Below are 20,614 nucleotides of genomic sequence, written 5' to 3' on the forward strand. Positions count from 1 at the left end.
GATCTATTGCCCGCGCAGGAACAGCTTGTCCAGGTCCGACACTGACCACTGCACCCAGGTCGGGCGGCCGTGGTTGCACTGGTCGGCGCGCTCGGTGGCTTCCATCTGGCGCAGCAGGCCGTTCATTTCCTCCAGGGTCAGCTTGCGGTTGGCGCGCACCGAACCATGGCAGGCCATGGTGGACAGCAGTTCATTGCGCTGCTCGGTCAATAGACGCGACACGCCCACGCCGGCCAGGTCGCGCAGCACGGCGCGGGCCAGCGTTTCGATGTCGCCGCGCGCCAGGATGGCGGGCACCGAGCGCACCGCGATCGAGGTGGGGCCCGAGGGCCGCATCTGAAAGCCCAGGTCTTCCAGCTGTTCTTCGAATTCCTCGACCACGGCCACGTCCTTTTCCTGGGCGTGGAATACCACCGGCACCAGCAGGTCCTGGCGTGGCAGGCTGCGCGCGTCCAGCGCCTGCTTGAGTTGTTCGTAGACCACCCGCTCGTGGGCGGCGTGCATGTCCACCAGCACCATGCCGCGGCGGTTCTGCGCCAGGATGTAGATGCCGTGCAGCTGGCCCAGGGCCATGCCCAGCGGGTGTTCCTCGCCGGCGGGCAGGGTGGACGCGGGGGCGGGCGCCGCCGTGGCCGCGTCGCGCAGCGGCTCGGTGCGGGCGGTGGTGTCGTCGTTCAGGGGGCGGTACAGCGACTGCCAATCCGCGGCCGGGATCCCCGCGGGTTCGGCGTGCAGGCGGAACGGCACCTGCGTGTGCGGACGCGCCGCCGGGGGCGAGGGCCGCAGGCCATACGGGGTGGCGTTGCCCTGGCCCGCGCCGACATAGCCGGGACGGGGCGAGGACTCGCCGGACAGCGGGGCGGGCGAGGCGCCGCTGGCAACCGCGGCGCCCGGCGCCACGGCCTGGCCCGATACGGCGGGCGCCACGGTTTCGAATTCATCATCGCGCTCGGCGGCGACCGGCGCCACGGCCGACGAGCCGCCCATCTGCGCCAGCGTCTGGCTGACCGCGTGCGTCACGAACCGGTGCACGGCACCGCTGTCGCGAAAGCGCACCTCGTGCTTGGCCGGGTGCACGTTCACGTCCACGGCGGCGGGGTCGATGTCCAGGAAGAGCACGTAGGCGGGCTGGCGGTCGCCGTGCAGCACGTCCGCGTAGGCGGCGCGCAGGGCGTGGCTGACCGTGCGGTCGCGCACGTAGCGGCCATTGACGTACAGGTACTGGCGGTCGGCGCGGGCGCGGGCCGCGGTGGGGCGGGTGATCATGCCCGCCAGGCTCACGGTGCCCACGGCGTGCGACAGCAGCAGGCCGTGCTCGGCGAATTCAGCGCCCAGCACGTCGCGGATGCGCTGCGGCGGTTCGGCGGGCAGCCACTGGCGCTGCGCGCGGTCGTGGTGGAACAGGCGGAAGGCGATCTGCGGATGGGCCAGCGCAATGCGCTCCATGGCGTCGACGCAATGGCCGAATTCCGTGGCCTCGGAGCGCAGGAACTTGCGGCGCGCCGGCACGGCATCGAACAACTGGCGCACGTCCACGGTGGTGCCCGGCGGGCCCGAGGCCGGCCCCACCTGCATGCTGCCGGCGTCGATCTGCCAGGCGTGCTCGCCGTCGCGCGTGCGCGAAATGATGGACACCTGGGCCACCGACGCGATCGAGGCCAGGGCTTCGCCGCGGAACCCCATCGACGCGACCGATTCCAGTTCGTTCAGATTGCGGATCTTGCTGGTGGCGTGGCGCGCCAGCGCCAGCGGCAGTTCTTCGGGCGGAATCCCGCCGCCGTCGTCGGTGACGGCGATGCGGCGGATGCCGCCGCCTTCGAGGCGCACTTCGATTGCACGCCCGCCCGCGTCGATGGCGTTCTCAAGAATTTCCTTGAGCACCGATGCGGGTCTCTCGATCACTTCGCCGGCGGCGATCTGGCTGATCAGCAGGTCGGGAAGCGCAAGAATGGAGCGGCGTTCTGTCATGGGGTGCCTCGGTGTAGCTAGATGGATGATTTTAGCCTCTTGATCCTGCCTGCTGATCCGGTGGGCTATATTCGTTGGCTGATTCCCCATCTGCTTTCAGGGCCGTATCGATGCTTGATTTTTTCCAAATGGTGCTCCACATCGACCAGACGCTTGGCGTCTGGGTCCAGCAATACGGCGTATGGGTCTATTTGGTGCTGTTTTTGATCGTGTTCGCGGAAACGGGGCTGGTGGTGCTGCCGTTTCTGCCGGGCGATTCGCTGTTGTTCATCGCGGGCGCGTTCGGCGCCACCGGCAACCTGGATCCCATCCTGCTGGCGGTGCTGCTGATCGTGGCCGCCGTCACCGGCAATACCCTGAACTACGCCATCGGCCGCTACATCGGGCCGCGCGTGTTTTCGATGAACCTGCGCTTCCTGGATCGCGGCGCCCTGATGCGTACGCATGCGTTCTACGAAAAGCACGGCGGCAAGACCATCGTGATGTCGCGCTTCATTCCCGTCGTGCGCACTTTCGCGCCGTTCGTGGCCGGCGTGGCCGACATGCCCGTGGCGCGCTTCCAGCTGTTCAACATCACGGGCGCGCTGCTGTGGGTCATCGGCCTGGTGGCCGCGGGTTACTTCTTTGGCAACATCCCGCTGGTGCGCGAGCACCTGAATACCATCGTGCTGCTGGGCCTGGCCGCGGCGATCGTGCCGGTGGTGGGGGCGGCGCTGTTCAAGCTGCTTCGCTCGCGCCGGGGGGGCTAGGGGCGGTCGACACGAAAAGGCGTTTTGCAGGCGCCACCCATCGTCGCGGCTTTGCCCTTGCGATGCGCCGCGCCGAGCGCGACGGGAAATGAAAAAGCCATGCGCTGGGGCGCATGGCTTTTTTCTTGGGGACCGGGTCTGCGATCTGCCGGCGCGTGGCCTCAGCTCACATCGCCCAGCCGCGCCAGCGGCGGGTTGGCGGTGAAGTAGCGCTGGATGCCGGTCATCATGGCCTGCGCCAGCTTTTCCTGGTGCGCCTGGGTCTTGAGCAGCGCCTCTTCCTGGGGATTGCTGATGAAGGCGGTCTCGACCAGCACCGACGGAATGTCCGGCGCCTTCAGCACGGCGAAGCCGGCTTGTTCTACGCTGTTCTTGTGCAACCGATTGATCTTTTTGATCTCGTCCAGGAAGGCGTTGCCGACCTTGAGCGAATCGTTGATCTGCGCGGTGGTGGACAGGTCCAGCAGCACCTTGGCCACCTGGCGGTCGTGGCTGCCCAGGTTGACGCCGCCGATCAGGTCGGCCGCGTTTTCCTTGTCGGCCATCCAGCGCGCCTGGGCGCTGGTGGCGCCGCGCTGCGACAGCGCGAACACCGACGAGCCGTTGGCCGAGGGCTTGACCCAGGCATCGGCGTGGATCGACACGAACAGGTCGGCATGCACCCGCCGCGCTTTCTGCACGCGCACATGCAGCGGCACGAAGAAATCGTCGTCGCGCGTCAGGTAGGCGCGCATGTAGGGCTGGCTGTCGATCAGTTGTTTCAGGCGCCGGGCGATGCGCAGCACCACGTCTTTCTCGCGCAGGCCGCTGCTGCCGATGGCGCCCGGATCTTCGCCGCCGTGGCCCGGATCGAGTGCGATGGTCAGCATGCGCTGCTTGCCGCGGCCCGCGGTGGCCGGCGGCGCCTTGGGCACCGCCAACGGCGGGGCCGGCTGCTGGCCGCGCACGCGCGGCGGTTCGGGCGGGTCGGCGCGGGTGGCGGGATTGCGCTGGATGTCTTCCAGGATGCGGGCCAGCGGATCGTCCGCGTCGGGGCCGTTCTTGTTCAGGATGGCCACCAGCGGATCCTGGGCGACCTTGGGATACAGGTCCAGCACCAGCCGGTACTGGTAGTCCGCCACCGGTTTCAGCGTGAACACCTGCGGCGCCACGGCTTGTTTCAGGTCGAACACCAGCCGCACCACGTTCGGGCGGTTCTGCGCGACGCGCAGGCTTTGGATGTACGGGTCGTCGGGACGGACCTTGGAGACCAGGTCGTTCAGCGCGGCGCTAAGGGTCAGTCCCTCGATATCGACCACCAGGCGATGGGGGTTTTCCAGGGTGAACTGTTCGGCCTTGAGCTCGCTGTCGAGTTCCAGGGTGACCCGGGTGTATTCGTCGGCCGGCCAGGTGCGCACGGCCAGGATCGTTGCCGCCTGGGCCAGCCGCGGGATGACCGGCAAGACGAGCAGGGTGGCGGCGACGCTGATCAGGCGGCGTCGGGTGGCGCCTGCTGCGGGGAGGGCGCCGTGTCGGGCGGGGGGACAATCGCGTTCAACCATGTTTGTCCTCGAGCGGTGTACGCGGTCAGGGTGGCGTCGCGTCCCTGGCCGGCGTAAGCCAGGGAAATCTGCAGGTCGGGCGGGGGCAAAAGACCCTCGGCCCGCTCCGGCCATTCGATCAAAACGACCGCATCTTCACGCAGTAAATCCCGGAATCCTGCGTCCAACCATTCGCGCGAATCACTAAATCTATAAAAATCAAGATGATAGAAGTATAAGTTAGAAACTTTATAGGATTCAAGCAGCGCGTAGCTCGGACTCTTGATTCGGCCTGTGATGCCGCATTCACGCAACAATGCCCTGGTGAAGGCCGTCTTTCCTGCCCCCAGGTCCCCTTGAAGATGGATACATGCGCCTGCCAGCCCGGTTTGCTTGCCAGAAACAAGCGGCGCCAGTTGCTGCGCCAGGGCGTCGGTGGCGGCTTCGTCGGGCAGGTGCAGGGTCAGGCTGCTTAGGGGAGCGGACATGGCGCAGGGCGGTTGGCGAGTGGTAAAAGGTTGGGAGGGAAACGCGGATTGACGCAATTATAGGAATTCGGGTTTCTGCTAATCTATAACTGATTGCTATTCTCAAATAAGTCGTGCCTGGCGGCTCCTCCGCCGACCGCGACGGACGCTGCTACGGAGCTGTAAGCGCCATGAAGACCCGCATCGAAAAAGACACCTTTGGCCCCATCGAAGTGCCCGAGGACCACCTCTGGGGCGCGCAGACGCAGCGCTCGCTGCATTTTTTCGCGATCTCCACCGAGAAAATGCCCGAGCCCCTGGTCAACGCGATGGCGCGCTTGAAGCGTGCGGCCGCCAAGGTCAACGCCGACCTGGGCGAGCTCGATCCCAAGATCGCCGACGGCATCATCCGCGCCGCCGATGAAGTCATCGCGGGCAAGTGGCCCAACGAATTCCCGCTGTCCGTGTGGCAGACCGGCTCGGGCACCCAAAGCAACATGAACATGAACGAGGTGCTGGCCAACCGCGCCTCGGAACTCCTGGGCGGCGTGCGCGGCGAAGAACGCAAGGTCCACCCCAACGACCACGTCAACCGCGGCCAGTCGTCCAACGACACTTTCCCCACCGCCATGCACGTGGCCGCCGCCGTCCAGGTCGAACACCACCTGCTGCCGGCCCTGAAGACCCTGCGCGCCACCTTCGCCGCCAAGAGCGCCGAGTTCTACGACATCGTCAAGATCGGCCGCACCCACCTGCAGGACGCCACGCCCCTGACCCTGGGCCAGGAACTGTCCGGCTACGTCGCCCAGCTGGACCTGGCCGAACAGCAGATCCGCGCCACCTTGCCCGGCCTGCACCAACTGGCCATCGGCGGCACCGCCGTCGGCACCGGCCTGAATGCCCACCCGCAATTTTCCGCCAAGGTCTCGGCCGAACTGGCCCATGCCACCGAAACCGCCTTCGTCTCGGCGCCCAACAAATTCCAGGCCCTGGCCTCGCACGAAGCCCTGCTGTTCGCCCACGGCGCCCTCAAGTCGCTCGCCGCCGGCCTGATGAAGATCGCCAACGACGTCCGCTGGCTCTCCAGCGGCCCGCGTTCCGGCCTGGGTGAAATCAGCATCCCCGAAAACGAACCCGGCAGTTCGATCATGCCCGGCAAGGTCAACCCGACCCAGTGCGAAGCCATCACCATGCTGGCTGCCCAAGTCCTGGGCAACGACGTCGCCATCAACATCGGCGGCGCCAGCGGCAACTTCGAATTGAACGTCTACAAACCCCTGGTCATCCACAACTTCCTGCAGTCGGTGCGCCTGTTGACCGACGGCATGGCCAGCTTCGACCAGCACTGCGCCGCCGGCATCGAACCCAACCGCGAACGCATCGCCGAACTCGTCGACCGCTCGCTGATGCTCGTCACCGCCCTGAACCCCCACATCGGCTACGACAAGGCGGCCCAAATCGCCAAGAAAGCCCACAAGGAAGGTCTCTCCCTCAAAGAGTCCGCCCTGGCCTTGGGCTACGTCACCGAAGCCCAATTCGCCGACTGGGTCGTCCCCGCCAGCATGACGAACGCCGGCAAGTAAGGCTCTCTGTCAGCGCGCAGCGATCACCGCTGCGACGCAAGACACCGCGTATGCAAAAACCGGCTGCTCGCGCAGCCGGTTTTTTTGCGGGCCCCGCAAACCTCTCACGCAAGCCCAGGCCCAGCAGCGCACCAACCCCAGCCGAACCGACATCACCCACCCCCCGCAAGCATCATCCACAACGGAATCGTCAAGGCAGAAATCAACGTCCCAAGGGAAATCAGGACGGCAACCATCCGCCCGTCCCCTCCCATCCGCATCGCCAGCACATAAGCCGCCGAAGCCGTAGGCAACGCCCCAAACAACAACAGCATCCGCGCTTCCAGCGCAGGCAGCCCCAGCAACCCAGCCACCCCCAAAGCCACCAGCGGCAACCCCACCAGCTTCACCACCAGCATCCAGGCAATCAAGCCCCCGTACCCCTTGCCACCCTCCCAGGCCAGGCTGGCCCCCACGCAAAGAATCCCCAACGCGATCGCCGCCGCGCCCAGCCGCGCTAGCACCGTATCCACCGGCCCCGGCAGATGCAGCCCCGCCAGATTGCAGGCCAGCCCCGCCAGCGTCGACACCACCAGCGGATTGCGCGCCAGCTCGCGTAGCAAGTTGCCGCCGTTGTGCCGCGCCAGGCCGTACACCGCCGCCACGTTCGCCATCGGCACTGCGAATCCGATGATCAGCGCCATCACTGTCTGGCCCTGCGTGCCGCCCAGACTGGCCGACAGCGCCAGCCCGATATATGTGTTGAAGCGAAAGCCACATTGCGCCGATGACGCCAGCCCCAGCGAAGACGGCTTGAGCACCAGCCCGGCCAGCCAGGACAGCGCCACGCCCGACGCGATCATCGCCGCTGTCGCCTGCAACAGTATTGCGGCGTTGCCCGCGCTGATCGGCGTGCGTAGGATCGATTGGAACAGCAGCGCGGGGAAGAGCACGAAGTACACCAGCCGCTCGGTGCCGGCGAAAAACTCGCGCGAGAAATTCAGTTTGTGGCGCAGCGTCCAACCCAGCGCAACCAGCATGAAATCAGGGAAAACCAGCAGTGCGACCGACATATGCGAGGTGTTTTTTTCGAGGTCTTGGCCGAGGATCGGCGCGCTATGCGACTGTAAGCATTTGCTGCTATTCTCCGTCATTCTGGCGGGCGCGTGTGCCACAAGCAACTCATAAACAGCACGGCTTTCTGCCCTGCACACAAAGCAATGCGCCCCACCGTTAACGGCTGACCCGTCCACAGACGGGTGCACCACAAAACGGTCCGTTCACAGACGGGCTCGCACACTTGGAGGAAACACACCCATGAATAAAGTTCGCTCCCTGGCTTTGGCCATCGCAGTGGCAACCGGTGCCGCAGGCACGCTCGGCGCTTCCGTCGCCCATGCCGCCGACAAGTACCCCAGCAAACCGATTCGCGTCATCGTCCCGTTCGCGCCCGGCGGCTCCACCGATATCATCGCGCGCCTCGTGACGCAGCGCATGAGCCAGGAATTGGGCCAGCCGATGGTCGTTGAAAACAAGGGCGGCGCAGGCGGCGCCATCGGCGCGGCCGAAGCCGCTCGCGCCGACAAGGATGGCTACACCTTGTCGATCGCCACCGTGTCGACCATGGCCGTGAATCCGGCCTGCCGTCCCAACGACCTGCCGTACGACCCGATCAAGGACTTCCAGGCCGTCACCAACTTCGCCAACACCGCCAACGTCGTGGCCGTGAATCCGAAGTTCCCCGCCAAGGACTTCAAGGGCTTCGTCGAAGAGCTCAAGAAGAACCCCGGCAAGTACTCGTACGGCAGCTCGGGCACTTGCGGCGTGCTGCACTTGATGGGCGAATCGTTCAAGATGGCCACGGGCACCGACATCGTGCACGTGCCGTACAAGGGGTCGGGCCCGGCCGTGGCCGATGCCGTCGGCGGCCAGATCGAAATCCTGTTCGATAACCTGCCGTCCTCCATGCCGCAAATCCAGGCGGGCAAGCTGCGCGCCATGGCTATCGCGTGGCCGGAAGACATCGCTGCGCTCAAGGGCGTGCCGAACTTCAAGGAAGCCGGTTTCCCGGTGCTGAACCAGCCGGTCTGGTATGGCCTGCTGGCGCCCAAGGGCACCCCGATGGAAGTCGTGAACAAGCTGCGTGACGCGGCTGTCGTGGCCCTGAAGGACCCCAAGGTCATCAAGGCGCTGGACGACCAGGGCTCGGCCCCGTCGGGCAACACGCCGGAAGAATTCGCCAAGGAAATCAAAGAGCAGTACGACTGGGCGAAGGACGTCGTGAAAAAGCAGAACATCAAGCTGGATTGATCGGTTGCAGGCGCGGGCCTGGCCCGCGCCTGGACACGCCAGACAAGAGCGCCTTCGGGCGCTCTTCTTTTTGCCTGACGCTCGTGTGCGGGGGCAGGACGATCAGGCGGCGGGCCGCGGCGAGTTCATGGCGCGCGGCCGTGCCTTTATCCGTCCAGCGCGGCCTGGCTCGCTTCGCACGCGGCGCGCAACCGGTCGATCAGGTCGCGATGCAGCGCCGACAAGGGATCCTGCTCGCGCGTCAGCACGCCGATCGGCACCCGCAGCGCAGGGTTCAGCCGCCGCAGGTGCATGCCCGCGCCCGGCATGGCCTGGGCCGTGACCGCGTCGACGATGGCGTCGCCCGCGCCCGCCTGGGCCAGCGCGCAGGCCACGTAGTGGGTCTGCACCCGCACGGCGGCGCGCGGATCCAGGCCCTGGGCGTCCAGGGCCATCTGCAGCAGCGCGCCGGACGCGTCGCTGGCATCCAGCAGGATCAAGGCGTCGCCGGCGATGTCGGCCAGCGCCAGCGGGCCGTGGCCGGGCTGGCGGCTCAAGTGGACCAGCTCGGTATGGCCCAGTTCGATGCGGGCCAGGCCGGGCGTGTCGCGGGTGTCGAAGGTCACCGCCAGATCCAGCTCCCGCGTCAGCATGCCGCGCGTCAGCTCGGCGCTGTGATGGGTGTGAATGTCGAAGGTCAGGCCCGGCTGGGCCTGGCGGCTGTCGCGCACCACGCCGGGCAGCAAGCCCAAGCCCAATGCCGGCGCGCAGCCCAGCCGCAGGTGCGCGTGGGGCCGGTCGCGCAGACTGGCGGCCAGCCGGCGCACGCTGTCCAGATCCTGGTTCAGGCGGGCGACTTCGGGCGTCAGGATGTCCGCCTCGCGTGTGGCGACCAGACGGCCCTTCACGCGATCGAACAGCCTGAAGCCCAGTTGCGCCTCGGCGCTGGCCAGCAGCTTGCTGGCGGCGGGCTGGGTGATGTGCAGCGCCGCCGCGGCTTGCGTGAGGGAGCCGGTACGGCGGATCGCTTCGAAGATCTCGATGTGGCGCAGGCGCATGGGGCGGGAATGTCGGCGCAAAGCCGCATTCTACGGCGCGGGGCGGCTGGTCCGCGGCCGATTTGTCTATCATGCAAGCTCATGCCGGCTTGCCGGCGTCACCTTCGGAGTCTGTCATGCGCATGAGTCCCTGCGCCGCCGTCCTGCTCGCTGCCGCGCTGGCCGCGATGCCGTCCGCCTGGGCGCGTTCGCCGGCCGCCACCGACGACCTCAATCCCGAAGCGGCCACCGGCACGCAAGCGCGCGAGCTGGTGCGCGCGCCGCATTTCATGATGGTCGCGGCCAACCCGCTGGCCACCCAGGCCGGCGACGAGATGCTGCGCCGCGGCGGCAGCGTGGTGGACGCCGCCATCGCCGCGCAACTGGTGCTGAACCTCGTCGAGCCGCAGTCCTCGGGCATCGGCGGGGGCGCCTTCATGGTGGTGTATTCGGCCAAGAAAGGCCGCATCGTCACCTACGACAGCCGCGAAACCGCGCCGGCCGCCGCGCGCCCCGATCGCTTCCTGGATGCGGACGGCAAGCCCTTGCCGTTCGCGCAGTCGGTCAACAACGGCATGGCCGTGGGTGTGCCCGGGCTGCTGCGCGGGCTGGAGATGGCGCATCGGCGCCAGGGCAAGCTGCCTTGGGCCGATCTGTTTCAGCCGGCCATCCGCCTGGCCGACCAGGGCTTTGCCGTGTCGCCGCGCCTGCACAAGCTGCTGGCGGGCAACCAGGAGCTGCCGCGCCAGCCGGCAGCCGCGGCCTACTTCTACGCGCCCGACGGCTCGGCCTGGCCGGTGGGCCACGTGCTGAAGAATCCCGCTTTCGCGGCCACGCTGCGGGCCGTGGCGCAGGGCGGGGCGGACGCCTTCTACCAGGGCGATATCGCGCGCGACATCGTGGCCGCGGTGCACGCCCATTCCAAGCCGGGCGATCTGGCGCTGGCCGACCTGGCAGGCTATCAGGCGCGCGAGCGCGAGCCGGTCTGCGGCGGCTATCGCGGCTATCAGCTGTGCGGCATGGGGCCGCCCAGCAGCGGCCCGATCGCGGTGCTGCAGATGCTGGGCGAGCTGGAGCAGTATCCGATGTCGCGCTTCGCGCCCGGCAGCGTCGAGGCCGTGCATTACTTCGCCGAGGCGGGCCGGCTGGCCTTTGCCGATCGCGACTTCTACGTGGCCGACCCCGACTTCGTCCGGGTGCCGGTGCGCGCCATGCTGAACCCCGCCTATCTGCAGGCGCGCGGCGCGCTGATCCAGCCCGACCGCAGCATGAAGGTCGCGCTGCCTGGCGACCCGGAGGACAAGCTCCTGTCGCTGGGCCGCGATAACGCGCTGGAGCAGCCGTCGACCAGTCACCTGGTGGCCGCCGACGCGGACGGCAATGCGCTGTCCATGACTACCACCATCGAGAACGAATTCGGCAGCAAGATCTTCGTGCGCGGCTTTTTGCTGAACAACGAGATGACCGATTTCTCGTCGTCATTCAAGGACCCCGAAGGCCGGTTGGTGGCCAACCGGGTCGAGCCGGGCAAGCGTCCGCGCAGCGCGATGTCGCCGCTGATCGTGCTGCGCGACGGCAAGCCCTACCTGCTGGTGGGTTCACCGGGCGGCAGCGCCATCATCAACTACGTGGCCAAGACCGTGGTGGCGGTGCTGGACTGGGGCCTGGACATCCAGGCCGCGGCCGCGCTGCCCAACATGGGCAGCCGCAACAAGGAAACCGAACTGGAAAAGGGCACGCCGCTGCAGGCGCTGGCGCCCGCGCTGGAGCGCATGGGGCATCCGGTGAAGATCACGGATTTTCCCAGCGGTATCCACGGCATCGTGATCGGGCCGGATGGCCTGCAGGGAGGCGTGGACCCGCGCCGCGAAGGCTTGGCCAAGGGCGGCTAGCGCAGGCCTGGCGCGATGCGGCCGCACGCCATGGCGCACGGCCGGTGCGGTGCGGCTAATCCAGCGCCGCCGGATCCAGCCGCATCTTGTCTTCCTTGCTGCGCGCCAGGTAGGTCACGCCCCACATCACCACACCCAGCAGCAGCAACCAGCCGGCGACCTGGTACTGGATCACGTCGCGCCCGGTCAGCGGCGTGACCAGGAACAGGCAGGCGGCCGCGCCCAGCCAGGGCACGACGCGGTTGATGCGGAAATGCTCGTGCTTGACCGGATGGCGGCGCAGCACCAGCACGGCCACGTTGACGAAGGCGAACACGCCCAGCAACAGCAGGGCGGTGGTGCCGCCCAGCGCGCGGATGGCCTCCGAGTCGCCCAGCGCCACCAGGATGATCAGGCCGAAGGCCAGCGCGGTGGTGAACAGAATCGCGGTCCACGGCGTCTGATTGCGGCGATGCACATGCGCCAGGAACGACGGCAGCACGCCTTGGCGCGACATGCCGTACAGCAGGCGGCTGGCCATCATCATGTTGATCAACGCCGAGTTGGCCACGGCGAACATCGAGATCACCGGCATGATGTATTCCACCGGCAACCCGGGCGCGGCGCGTTTGACCACCAGCACCAGCGGCGTGGTGCTGCTGGCCAGTTCGCCCACCGGCACCAGCGCCACGGCACAGATCGACACCAGCACGTAGATCACCGCCGTCAGCCCCAGCCCGGTCAGCATCACCTTCGGAAAGATGCGGCTGGGGTTGTGGGTTTCCTCGGCCATGTTGACCGAGTCCTCGAAGCCGACCATGGCGAAGAACGCCAGCGCCGTGGCCGAGGTCACCGCCAGGAACACGCCCTTGTCTTCGGGCGTGTCGAAGGCGATGACGCGCGAGAAGTCGGCCTGGCCCTGCGACATGGCGTAAAAGCCCAGCAGGATCACCATCAGCAGGCCCGACAGCTCGATCAGCGTCAGCACGACGTTGGCGCGCACGCTCTCTGATGCGCCGCGCAGGTTGACCAGCATTACCAGTGCCATGAAGCCCAGCGCGCCGATGGTGATCCAGGTCTTATCGGCCTGCATGCCGAAGGCGGCGAACATGTTCGCCGCGAATGCCTGCGAGGCGGTCGCGGCCGACGTCAGGCCCGAGCACATCACGGTGAAGCAGACGATGAAGGTCAGGAAGTGCACACCGAAGGCCTTGTGCACGTAGAGCGCCGCGCCCGCGGCTTTCGGATACTTGGTGACCAGTTCCAGATACGACAGGGCGGTCAGCAGAGCCACGCCGAAGGCCACCAGGAACGGCAGCCAGGCCGCGCCGCCGACTTCCTTGGCCACTTGCCCGGTCAGCGCATACACGCCCGTGCCCAGGATGTCGCCGACGATGAACAGCAACAGCAATTTGGGTCCCATGACCCGCTTGAGCGGGGCGTTCTGTTGCGCCTCGCCAGCGGCTGCCTGCGCCGTGGAATCATTCGTGGCCATAGTCTTTCTCCTTGTTCTCTTTTGATGGGGGAGTCGCGCCAGGGCAACGTCAGGGCCTGCCGTTGCAGCAGGCCCGAGTGACGGAAAAAGTCTAAATCGGCCATGGGGTGGCCAATGCAACAGTGATGCAACGAATTGTCTAAGCATGAAAAACATGCAAGAGACGCTGCGAGAACGGCCGACGGCGTGGGACGGGGCGAGTGAACGCGGGAGCGCCGGCATGAAACCGCCCACGCAGCGGTGGGCGGATGAAGGGGGGGTGGCAGCCGGACGGCAATCCAGGTTGCAACGTGTGACTACGGCGCCAGACGGATCAAGTCTGCGGCGCCAGATCCGGCGGCAGGCGCCGCAACCTGGCCGGCGTACGCGACAGCTTGATCGGCGATCCCACGCCGCGATATTCACCCTGTTCCAGCACCATGCCGCGATGTCTGGTGTGAGGATGTGCCAGGGCCTGGTCCACGGTCTGCACCGCCGCAGCCGGCACGCCGGCGCGCAACAGGCGGTCGGCCAGCGCCGCCGCGTCGTGGCTGACGAGCAGCGCCGACAGGTCGTCGCGCAGGGCCTGGCGATGGGTCAGGCGGTCGGCGTTGGCGGCGTAGCGCGGATCGCCGGCCAGCCCCGGCGCGCCCAGCACCTGCGCCAGCTGCGCGAACTGGCGGTTGTTGCCGACCGCCAGGAAAATCGGGCCGCTGGCGGTGGGCAGGGTTTCGTAGGGCGCGATGTTCGGATGCGCGTTGCCGCTGCGGCCCGGCGTCTTGCCGCTGTAGAAGTAGTTGGGCGCGTGCGGATGCAGCAACGACAACGCGCAGTCGTACAAGGTGATGTCCAGGAATTGCCCCAGATTGCTGCGCACGCGCTCGTTCAGGGCCAGCAGGATCGCCACGGCCGCGTTCAGGCCCGTCACCATGTCCACCACCGGCAGCCCCACGCGGGTGGCCTCGCCGTCGGCGTCGCCGTTCACGCTCATCAGGCCGCACATGGCTTGCGCGCAGGCGTCATAGCCGGGCAGGCCGCCCAGCGGGCCGTCGGCGCCAAAGCCGCTGACGCGGCAATGCACCAGCCGGGGAAACTGCTGGCTCAGCGTGTCGTAGCCCAGGCCCCACTTTTCCAGCGTACCCGGCTTGAAGTTCTCGACCAGCACGTCGGCGTCGGCCAGCAGGTGGCGCAGCAATTCCTGGCCGGCGGGCTGCGACAGGTCCAGCGTCATGCCGCGCTTGTTGCGGTTGACGCCGACGAAGTAGGAGGCCGTGTCGCCCAGGAACGGCGGGCCCCAGCCGCGGGTTTCGTCGCCGCCGGGCGGTTCGATCTTGAGCACGTCGGCGCCGTGGTCGGCCAGGATCTGGGTGCAGTACGGTCCACCCAGCACGCGCGACAGGTCGATCACTTTGCAGCCGGCCAGAGCGCCGGCATCGGGAAACTGTGGAGCCATGGGGCCTCTGGGGTCAGTCAATGGAAACATGGGCGCTCTGGATGAGCGTGCGCCACTTGGGCACTTCGGCGGCGATGAAGGTGGACAGACCTTGCGGCGTCTGGTCCTCGGCCCGCACGATGCCCTGGTTGCGCAGGGTCTGCTCGACCGCGGGGTCGGACAGCGCGGCCTGGAATGCCTGGTTCAGCTTGGCGGTCACGTCGGCGGGGGTGGCCTTGGGGGCGACGATGCCGAAGAACACGCTGACGTCGTAGCCCTTCAGCCCCTGTTCGGACAGGGTGGGCAGGTCGGGCAGGGCGTCGGAACGCTGTGCGCTGGCCAGGCCGATGGCGCGCAGCTTGCCGGCTTTGATGTACGGCAGCGCGGTCAGGATGTCGGTGAACGACATCGACACCTGTCCGCCCAGCAGGTCGTTCAGCGCCGGGCCCGTGCCCTTGTAGGGGATGTGCATGATGCGGGTGTCGGCCATCTGGTTGAACAGGATGCCTGCCAGGTGCGAGGACGCGCCGTTGCCGGACGAGGCGTAGCTGAGCTTGTCCGGATTCTTCCTGGCGTAGGCGATCAGTTCCTGCGCGTTGTTCGCCGGTACCGACGGGTTCACCACCAGGATGTTGGGCAGGTGGCCGATGCGGATGATGGGCGCGAAGCTGGTCTCGGGGTTGTAGCCCTGGTTCTTGTACAGGCTGACGTTGATGGCCAGCGGCCCCGAGGTGCCGAAGAGGATGGTGTAGCCGTCCGGCTTGGCCGCGGCCACGTATTCCGAGCCGATGTTGCCGCCGGCGCCAGCGCGGTTCTCGACGATCACGGTCTGGCCCAGCGGGGTCTTCAGTTTTTCGGCCAGGCGGCGCGCCAGGGCGTCGGTAGGGCCGCCGGGCGGGAACGGCACCACCAGGGTGACGGGGCGCGACGGGTAGGCGTCGGCGGCCACGGCGGGGGCCGTGGCGGCGATGGCGGCAAGCGCCAGCAGCAAGGGGGTGAACAGGTGTTTCATGGTTGTCTCCAGGGGGGGGCGCGCCGGCTGTGCCGCCGGCGTCGTGGGTCAGTCGTGCGCGTGGGCCGAGCCGCCCGCAACGCAAGGAAAATCGCGCGCTCCTGGCGTGCGGCGTGGGCCGCGCGGTGCGCCAGCCTATAGCGCGTGCTGCAGAATGCCGCGGCAGGCGGCGCTTTCGTCGGCGGCGATGGCAAAGGGATCGCGCGGCGCCAGGCGATGCAGCAGCACCTGGTCGGCCAGCAGCGCGCGGCTGGCCAGGCCGTCGCCCGCGGCTTCCCAGCGCAGCGCCGCCAGGGACACGGCGTGGTACAGCAGCGCGGCGGCCTGGCGGGCCAGTTCGGCATGATCGCCCTGCGCCGCATGTTCAGCCAGCGCATAGGTCTGTTCCAGCGCGCGGGCTTGCTGGTCGGCCAGCGCGGGCGGGCAGGGCACGCCGTCGGCCAGCAACTGCTCGACATGGCGGCGCAGCGCGGGCAGCGAGCCTTCCTTCTTGATGGCGCGCAGCACGTCCAGCGCCACGATGTTGCTGGTGCCTTCCCAGATCGATCCCAGGTGTGCGTCGCGCACCAGGCGCGGTTCGGTCCATTCTTCGATATAGCCGCAGCCGCCGCGCACTTCCATGGCGTCGCCGGTGACCTTGCGGGCGTCGCGGCAGGCGCGGAACTTGATCAGCGGCGTCAGGATGCGGGCCAGCGCCGGGTCGCCGCGGCCCTGGTCGGCATCGGCCAGCGCGCGCGCGGTCTGGAACATGACGCTGCGCGCCTGTTCGGCCCATACCGTCATCTTGACCAGCTGGCGCTGCATCAGGGGCATGTCGATCAGGCGTTTGCCGAAGGCGCGGCGGTGCTGCGACACGTAGATCGCCTCGGTTACCGCGCGGCGCATCAGGCCCGCGGCGCGCATGCCGTTGGACAGGCGCGAGTTGTTGATCATGTCGGCCATGTGCTTGAAGCCCTTGCCGCGTTCGCCCACCAGCCAGGCCGTGGCGCCCTCCAGCCGGATCTCGCCGCTGGCCATCGAGCGGGTGCCCAGCTTGTCCTTCAGGCGCAAGATGCGGTAGCGGTTGTGCGAGCCGTCTTCCAGGTCGCGCGGCAACAGGAACAGCGAGACGCCCTTCAGGCCCGGCTCGGGCTCGCTGCGCGCCAGCACCATCGCAAAGCCCGCGTCGGGGTTGGAGCAGAACCACTTGTCGCCGTGCACGCGCCAGGTGCCGTCGTCCTGGCGCTCGGCGGTGACTTCCGTGGCGCTGACGTCGGACCCGGCGCCCTGTTCGGTCATGAACATGGCGCCCTGGCGTAGCGTGTCGAAGTCCTGGCTGGTGACCTGCGGCAGCACGCGCTCGACCAGCGCCGGGTCGCCGAACTTGCGCAGCGTGCGCGCCAGCGAATCGGTCATGCTGACCGGGCAGCACAGACCGAATTCGGCCTGCACGAACAGGTGGCTGAGCGCGTACTTGGCGGCGGCGGGCATGGGTTCGGGCCAGCCCAGCACGCCGCCCCGATGCGACAGCGCCGCCAGGCCGAATTCGCTGTAGGCCAGCCGTTCCAGTTCGACGTAGGCGGGATGCTTGTCCACCCGCGATTCGTCGGCGCCCGCGCGGCTGCGCACCGACAGCGTGGGCGGATGCTTGTCCGCGGTCGCCGCCAGTTCGTCCATCCGGCCTCCAGCCAGTTCGCCCAGCCGGTCCAGGTGCGGCAGCAGGTGCGCGTGCAGGGCGGCGGGCAGGTAGCGCTGGGCCAGCGGCGCGGCGTAGGGATCGGCGCGGAACAGGTTCAGGCCGCGCGCGTCCGGCACGGGCGTGGCGGGGGGGGCGGCGACGGGTCGGACGGGGGTATCCATGGCGGCATCCTGCGGAAAAATGAGGGGATGCCCGGCATGGTGCGACGATGGATTAATCTATACAAATACCGTTTTGGTGTAGAACAATCCAAAAAAAATATGAATCTCGGGCGGCGCCGCGCCCTGGGAGGAGACCGATGGATCTGGACCCGCGCCTGTTGCGCTACTTCATCGCCGTGGCCGAAGAACGTCATTTCAGCCGCGCGGCCGCGCGGCTGCACATTTCACAGCCGCCGCTCAGCTACGCCATCCGCCAGCTCGAAGACAATGTCGGCGCGCGCCTCTTGGCGCGCACCAGCCGGCACGTGGAACTGACCGACGCCGGCCACGTGCTGTATCGCGAGGCGCTGACCCTGCTGCGCCAGGCAGAAGAGGTCCGGACCCTGGTGCAGCGGGTCGATGCCGGGCTGCGCGGACGGCTGCGCATCGGCTTCGTGGGGTCGATGCTCTATCGCGGCCTGCCGGCGCTGCTGGCCTGCATGCGGGCCGAGCTGCCCGACGTGGAGCACGTGCTGACCGAGCAGAATTCGCACGACCAGATCGAGGCCGTGCGCCGCGGCGAGCAGGACCTGGGCTTCATTCACGCCAATCCGGTGCCGGCCGGGGTGGCCGCGCGTGACCTGCTGGCCGAGCCCTTCGTGGTGTGCCTGCCCGACAGTCACGCGCTGGCCCGGCGCCGCTCGCTGCGGCTGGCGGAATTGGCCGCGGACGATTTCGTGTTCTTCGCCCGCGCGGCCTCGCCCAGCTATTACGAAACCGTGTTGTCGCTGTGCGTGGGGGCCGGTTTCATGCCGGTGATCCGCCACGAGGTGCGTCACTGGCTCAGCGTGGCCTCGCTGGTGTCGCAGGGGCTGGGCGTGTCGATCGTGCCCGCCTGCCTGTCGCGCAGCGGCCTGGCGGGCACGCGCTTCATTGCCTTCGAACACCAGGCGCGGTCGGTCAGCCAGGTGATCTGGCCGGCGGCAGCGCGTTCGCCGCTGCAGGACAAGGCGCTGGCGCTGGTCGAGCGCCAGTTCCCGGCCGGCTGATCGCGCTTATGCGGCGGGGGGCTGCCTGACGAAGCGGTTCGTCAGCGTGCCCAGGCCGGTCAGCGACACGTCGACCACGTCGCCGTCGCGCAGGTCGGGCGAATGGCCGTCAGTGCCCATCCACAGGATGTCGCCGGGGTACAGGGTCAGATACCGGCTCATCGCGCTGATGAACGCGTCCACCCCGAACAGCATGTCGTTCGTGCCGAAGCGGGTGGTTTCCTGGCCGTTCACACGCACCACCGTTTCCATGCGGTCCAAGTCGGCGCGCGTCTCGATCCAGGGGCCCATCGGCTTGAAGGTATCGCAGTTCTTGGACCGCCAGAACGTGCGGTCGGACGCCTGCCAGTTGCGCTCGCTGACGTCGTTGCCGATGGTGTAGCCCAGGATGCAGGCGCGGGCCTCGGCGGGGCTCACGTTCTTGACCTGCTTGCCGATCACGACCACCAGCTCGCCCTCGTAGTGCACCTTGGTGGCATCGGCCGGCATGCGCACGTCCTGGCCATGCGCGAGCAACGCATTATTGGCGCGGTAGCCGACATCGGGCTGCGTCGGAATCTGCTTGCCCTCGGTGCCGACATGCTTGATGTAGTTCAGGCCGACGCAATAGAACGTCGGCGGCAGCACCGGCACCTCGATTTGCACGTCGGCCAGAAGCAGGCTTTCCGCGCGCTTTTCATAGCCATGGAACGGGTCGCCCTGCACGGGCGTGATGCGTTCGTCTTCCAGGATGCCGTAGAACGTCTTGCCGCCTTGCGTGCAACGTATCCATTTCATGGTGGGTTCCTTCAAGCCGCCGGGGCGGCGAAACTGGGTTCGTCGTTGGCCATGCGGGTGATGAGCCATTGCCCGTCCCGCCGCGCCAGTTCGATGTGCGTACTGCGGATGTTCTCGATGCCCGTCAGCGGCGCGGAGCCGGCCAGCGGCGCGCCGCTGTCGTGCCGTACGACCAGCATGTAGGCGCGCATCGTGCAGTGGTCTGCATCCCAGGCGTCGGCCACCAGGTTGCTGATCAGGTGGTGGATGCGCTGGGTGGCGGACCGCGTGGACAGCGCGTCGCGCGCCGACTCGCGGCCGGCCAGCGTCTTGCCTTGCCGCAGCCAGACCCCGTCGGGCGCCAGGCGTTGCAGCAGTGCGTCGTAGCGGTTCTCGTCCAGATCGCGGAAGAACGCCATGACCTGGTTGTGGCACAGGGCCAGGGTGTCGTTCATGGGGATACCGTCTTCAGCATGTCGCTATCGATGTCCGTCAGGTTGCGCGCGCCGCACAGCTGCATGGTGCGTTGCAGTTCATCGCGCAGGATGTGCAGCGCCTTGCTCGCGCCGGGGTAGCCGCCGGCCAGCACGCCATACAACGTGGCGCGCCCGGTCAGGACGCCCGCCGCGCCCAGCGCCAGCGCCTTGAAGATGTCGCTACCGCGCCGGATGCCGCCGTCCAGCAGCACCGGCACCCGCCCGCGCGCGGCCGCCAGCACCTCGGGCAGGGCGGACAGCGAGGCGACGCCGGTATCCAGCTGCCGGCCGCCGTGGTTGGAGACGACCAGGGCATCCGCGCCCAGGCTGATAATGGCGTCCACGTCGAGCCCATTGACCACGCCCTTGACGATGAGCTTGCCGGCCCAGCTGTCGCGCAGCCGCGCCAGGTCGTCGAGCGTGAACGCGGGGTCGTAGTTGCGGCCAGCCACCGATTTCATCGCCCGGCGGTCGGCCGCGCGCCCTTCCAGGCCGGCCAGGCTGGGCATGACCGGCGGGCGCCGCAGCAGCATGTCCAGCGACCAGGCCGGCTGGCGAGCGAACTGGCAGAAGTTGCGCGGCGTGATCTTCATGGGAAACCCCAGTCCGTGGGCCAGATCGCGTTCGCGCTTGCCTCCCACCGGCAGGTCCACGGTGATCACCAGCGCCTCGTAGCCGGCCGCGCCCGCACGCCGGATCAGGTCCGCCAGCCGCGCCTTGTCCTGCAGGATGTAGGCCTGGAACCAGAGCCGGCCCGGCGCCTGGTCGGCAATCTCTTCGATGGAGGCCGTGGCCGACGTGGACAGCGCATACGGAATGCCGGCCTGCGCCGCGGCCCGGGCCAGCGCCACGTCGCCGCCGCGCCAGCCGAAGCCCACCGCGCCGGTCGGGCCGATGGCGCAGGGCAGGGCCGCGGTCGCGCCGACGAGCGGCGCCGTCATGTCGACCTGCGACACGTCGCGCAGCACCCTGGGAGCCAGCCGCAGGCGCTGGAACGCGCCGACGTTTTCGCGCAGGGTGATTTCATCCTCCGCCCCGCCGTCGTAGAAGTCGAAGATCGGCCGCGGCAGGCGCGCGCGGGCCGCCAGGCGCAGGCGTTCGATGGAATAGCAGTCGTCCAGTCGCGATGTCATG

General features: G+C 68.0%; 17 protein-coding genes. 5 read left to right on the forward strand and 12 right to left on the reverse strand.

Annotation, left to right across the window (positions count from 1 at the left end):
* Positions 1–3: 3 nt before the first annotated feature.
* Complete coding sequence (gene mutL / locus A9974_RS22785; RefSeq protein WP_183006456.1) at positions 4–1,968, reverse strand: DNA mismatch repair endonuclease MutL; 1,965 nt, start codon at positions 1,966–1,968, stop codon at positions 4–6.
* A gap of 110 nt (positions 1,969–2,078) precedes the next feature.
* Here mutL and A9974_RS22790 point away from each other — a divergent pair, with 110 nt between their 5' ends.
* Positions 2,079–2,717, forward strand: coding sequence for a VTT domain-containing protein (locus A9974_RS22790; protein WP_183006457.1), 639 nt, complete (start codon positions 2,079–2,081; stop codon positions 2,715–2,717).
* Positions 2,718–2,878: 161 nt separating this feature from the next.
* On the opposite strand, the gene A9974_RS22795 is transcribed toward A9974_RS22790, so the two are convergent.
* Both A9974_RS22795 and tsaE read right to left on the reverse strand, forming a co-directional pair.
* A complete protein-coding gene (locus A9974_RS22795) occupies positions 2,879–4,258 on the reverse strand; it encodes an N-acetylmuramoyl-L-alanine amidase (protein WP_183006458.1) in 1,380 nt (459 codons plus the stop codon).
* Positions 4,186–4,725, reverse strand: coding sequence for a tRNA (adenosine(37)-N6)-threonylcarbamoyltransferase complex ATPase subunit type 1 TsaE (tsaE, locus tag A9974_RS22800; RefSeq protein WP_183006459.1), 540 nt, complete (start codon positions 4,723–4,725; stop codon positions 4,186–4,188). The genes A9974_RS22795 and tsaE overlap by 73 nt, the downstream gene beginning before the upstream one ends.
* Positions 4,726–4,895: 170 nt before the next feature.
* On the opposite strand from tsaE, the gene fumC reads away from it, so the two are divergent.
* A complete protein-coding gene (gene fumC / locus A9974_RS22805; RefSeq protein WP_183006460.1) occupies positions 4,896–6,287 on the forward strand; it encodes a class II fumarate hydratase in 1,392 nt (463 codons plus the stop codon).
* A gap of 152 nt (positions 6,288–6,439) precedes the next feature.
* Here the strand turns inward: fumC and A9974_RS22810 are convergent, their stop codons facing one another.
* Positions 6,440–7,420 carry an AEC family transporter gene (locus A9974_RS22810; RefSeq protein WP_183006461.1) on the reverse strand — a complete coding sequence of 327 codons (981 nt, stop codon included), beginning with the start codon at positions 7,418–7,420 and terminating at the stop codon, positions 6,440–6,442.
* Between the two features lie 163 nt (positions 7,421–7,583).
* On the opposite strand from A9974_RS22810, the gene A9974_RS22815 reads away from it, so the two are divergent.
* Positions 7,584–8,576 (forward strand): tripartite tricarboxylate transporter substrate binding protein BugE, encoded by a 993-nt coding sequence (locus A9974_RS22815; protein WP_183006462.1) that lies wholly within the window; start codon positions 7,584–7,586, stop codon positions 8,574–8,576.
* Between the two features lie 146 nt (positions 8,577–8,722).
* Here the strand turns inward: A9974_RS22815 and A9974_RS22820 are convergent, their stop codons facing one another.
* On the reverse strand, positions 8,723–9,613 hold the full coding sequence (locus A9974_RS22820; RefSeq protein WP_183006463.1) for a LysR family transcriptional regulator: 891 nt from the start codon (positions 9,611–9,613) through the stop codon (positions 8,723–8,725).
* A gap of 116 nt (positions 9,614–9,729) precedes the next feature.
* Here A9974_RS22820 and ggt point away from each other — a divergent pair, with 116 nt between their 5' ends.
* Entirely contained in the window at positions 9,730–11,484 is a 1,755-nt protein-coding gene (gene ggt / locus A9974_RS22825; protein ID WP_183006464.1) for a gamma-glutamyltransferase, read from the forward strand.
* 55 nt (positions 11,485–11,539) lie between these two features.
* Here the strand turns inward: ggt and A9974_RS22830 are convergent, their stop codons facing one another.
* The 4 genes from A9974_RS22830 to A9974_RS22845 all read right to left on the reverse strand — a co-directional run bounded on the left by A9974_RS22830 (position 11,540) and on the right by A9974_RS22845 (position 17,220).
* Positions 11,540–12,958, reverse strand: a complete 1,419-nt coding sequence (locus tag A9974_RS22830; RefSeq protein WP_183006465.1) for an APC family permease — start codon at positions 12,956–12,958, stop codon at positions 11,540–11,542.
* Positions 12,959–13,271: 313 nt separating this feature from the next.
* Positions 13,272–14,390, reverse strand: a complete 1,119-nt coding sequence (locus A9974_RS22835; protein ID WP_183006466.1) for a CaiB/BaiF CoA-transferase family protein — start codon at positions 14,388–14,390, stop codon at positions 13,272–13,274.
* 13 nt (positions 14,391–14,403) lie between these two features.
* On the reverse strand, positions 14,404–15,381 hold the full coding sequence (locus A9974_RS22840) for a tripartite tricarboxylate transporter substrate binding protein (RefSeq protein ID WP_183006467.1): 978 nt from the start codon (positions 15,379–15,381) through the stop codon (positions 14,404–14,406).
* 135 nt (positions 15,382–15,516) lie between these two features.
* Positions 15,517–17,220, reverse strand: coding sequence for an acyl-CoA dehydrogenase family protein (locus A9974_RS22845; protein ID WP_183006468.1), 1,704 nt, complete (start codon positions 17,218–17,220; stop codon positions 15,517–15,519).
* 137 nt (positions 17,221–17,357) lie between these two features.
* Here A9974_RS22845 and A9974_RS22850 point away from each other — a divergent pair, with 137 nt between their 5' ends.
* Positions 17,358–18,248, forward strand: coding sequence for a LysR family transcriptional regulator (locus A9974_RS22850; RefSeq protein WP_183006469.1), 891 nt, complete (start codon positions 17,358–17,360; stop codon positions 18,246–18,248).
* A gap of 6 nt (positions 18,249–18,254) precedes the next feature.
* Here A9974_RS22850 and A9974_RS22855 read toward each other — a convergent pair whose 3' ends face one another.
* Genes A9974_RS22855 through A9974_RS22865 form a run of 3 tightly spaced genes read right to left on the reverse strand, consistent with a single transcriptional unit; the run spans position 18,255 to position 20,613 of the window.
* Positions 18,255–19,025: a fumarylacetoacetate hydrolase family protein gene (locus A9974_RS22855; RefSeq protein ID WP_183006470.1), complete on the reverse strand. Its 771-nt coding sequence runs from the start codon at positions 19,023–19,025 to the stop codon at positions 18,255–18,257.
* Between the two features lie 11 nt (positions 19,026–19,036).
* On the reverse strand, positions 19,037–19,459 hold the full coding sequence (locus A9974_RS22860; protein ID WP_183006471.1) for a nuclear transport factor 2 family protein: 423 nt from the start codon (positions 19,457–19,459) through the stop codon (positions 19,037–19,039).
* Entirely contained in the window at positions 19,456–20,613 is a 1,158-nt protein-coding gene (locus A9974_RS22865; protein WP_183006472.1) for an alpha-hydroxy acid oxidase, read from the reverse strand. Before A9974_RS22865 ends, A9974_RS22860 begins: the two co-directional genes overlap by 4 nt.
* Position 20,614: the final 1 nt, after the last annotated feature.

The sequence above is a fragment of the Achromobacter sp. UMC71 genome (assembly GCF_014170305.1).
Classification (GTDB): Bacteria; Pseudomonadota; Gammaproteobacteria; order Burkholderiales; family Burkholderiaceae_B; genus Achromobacter.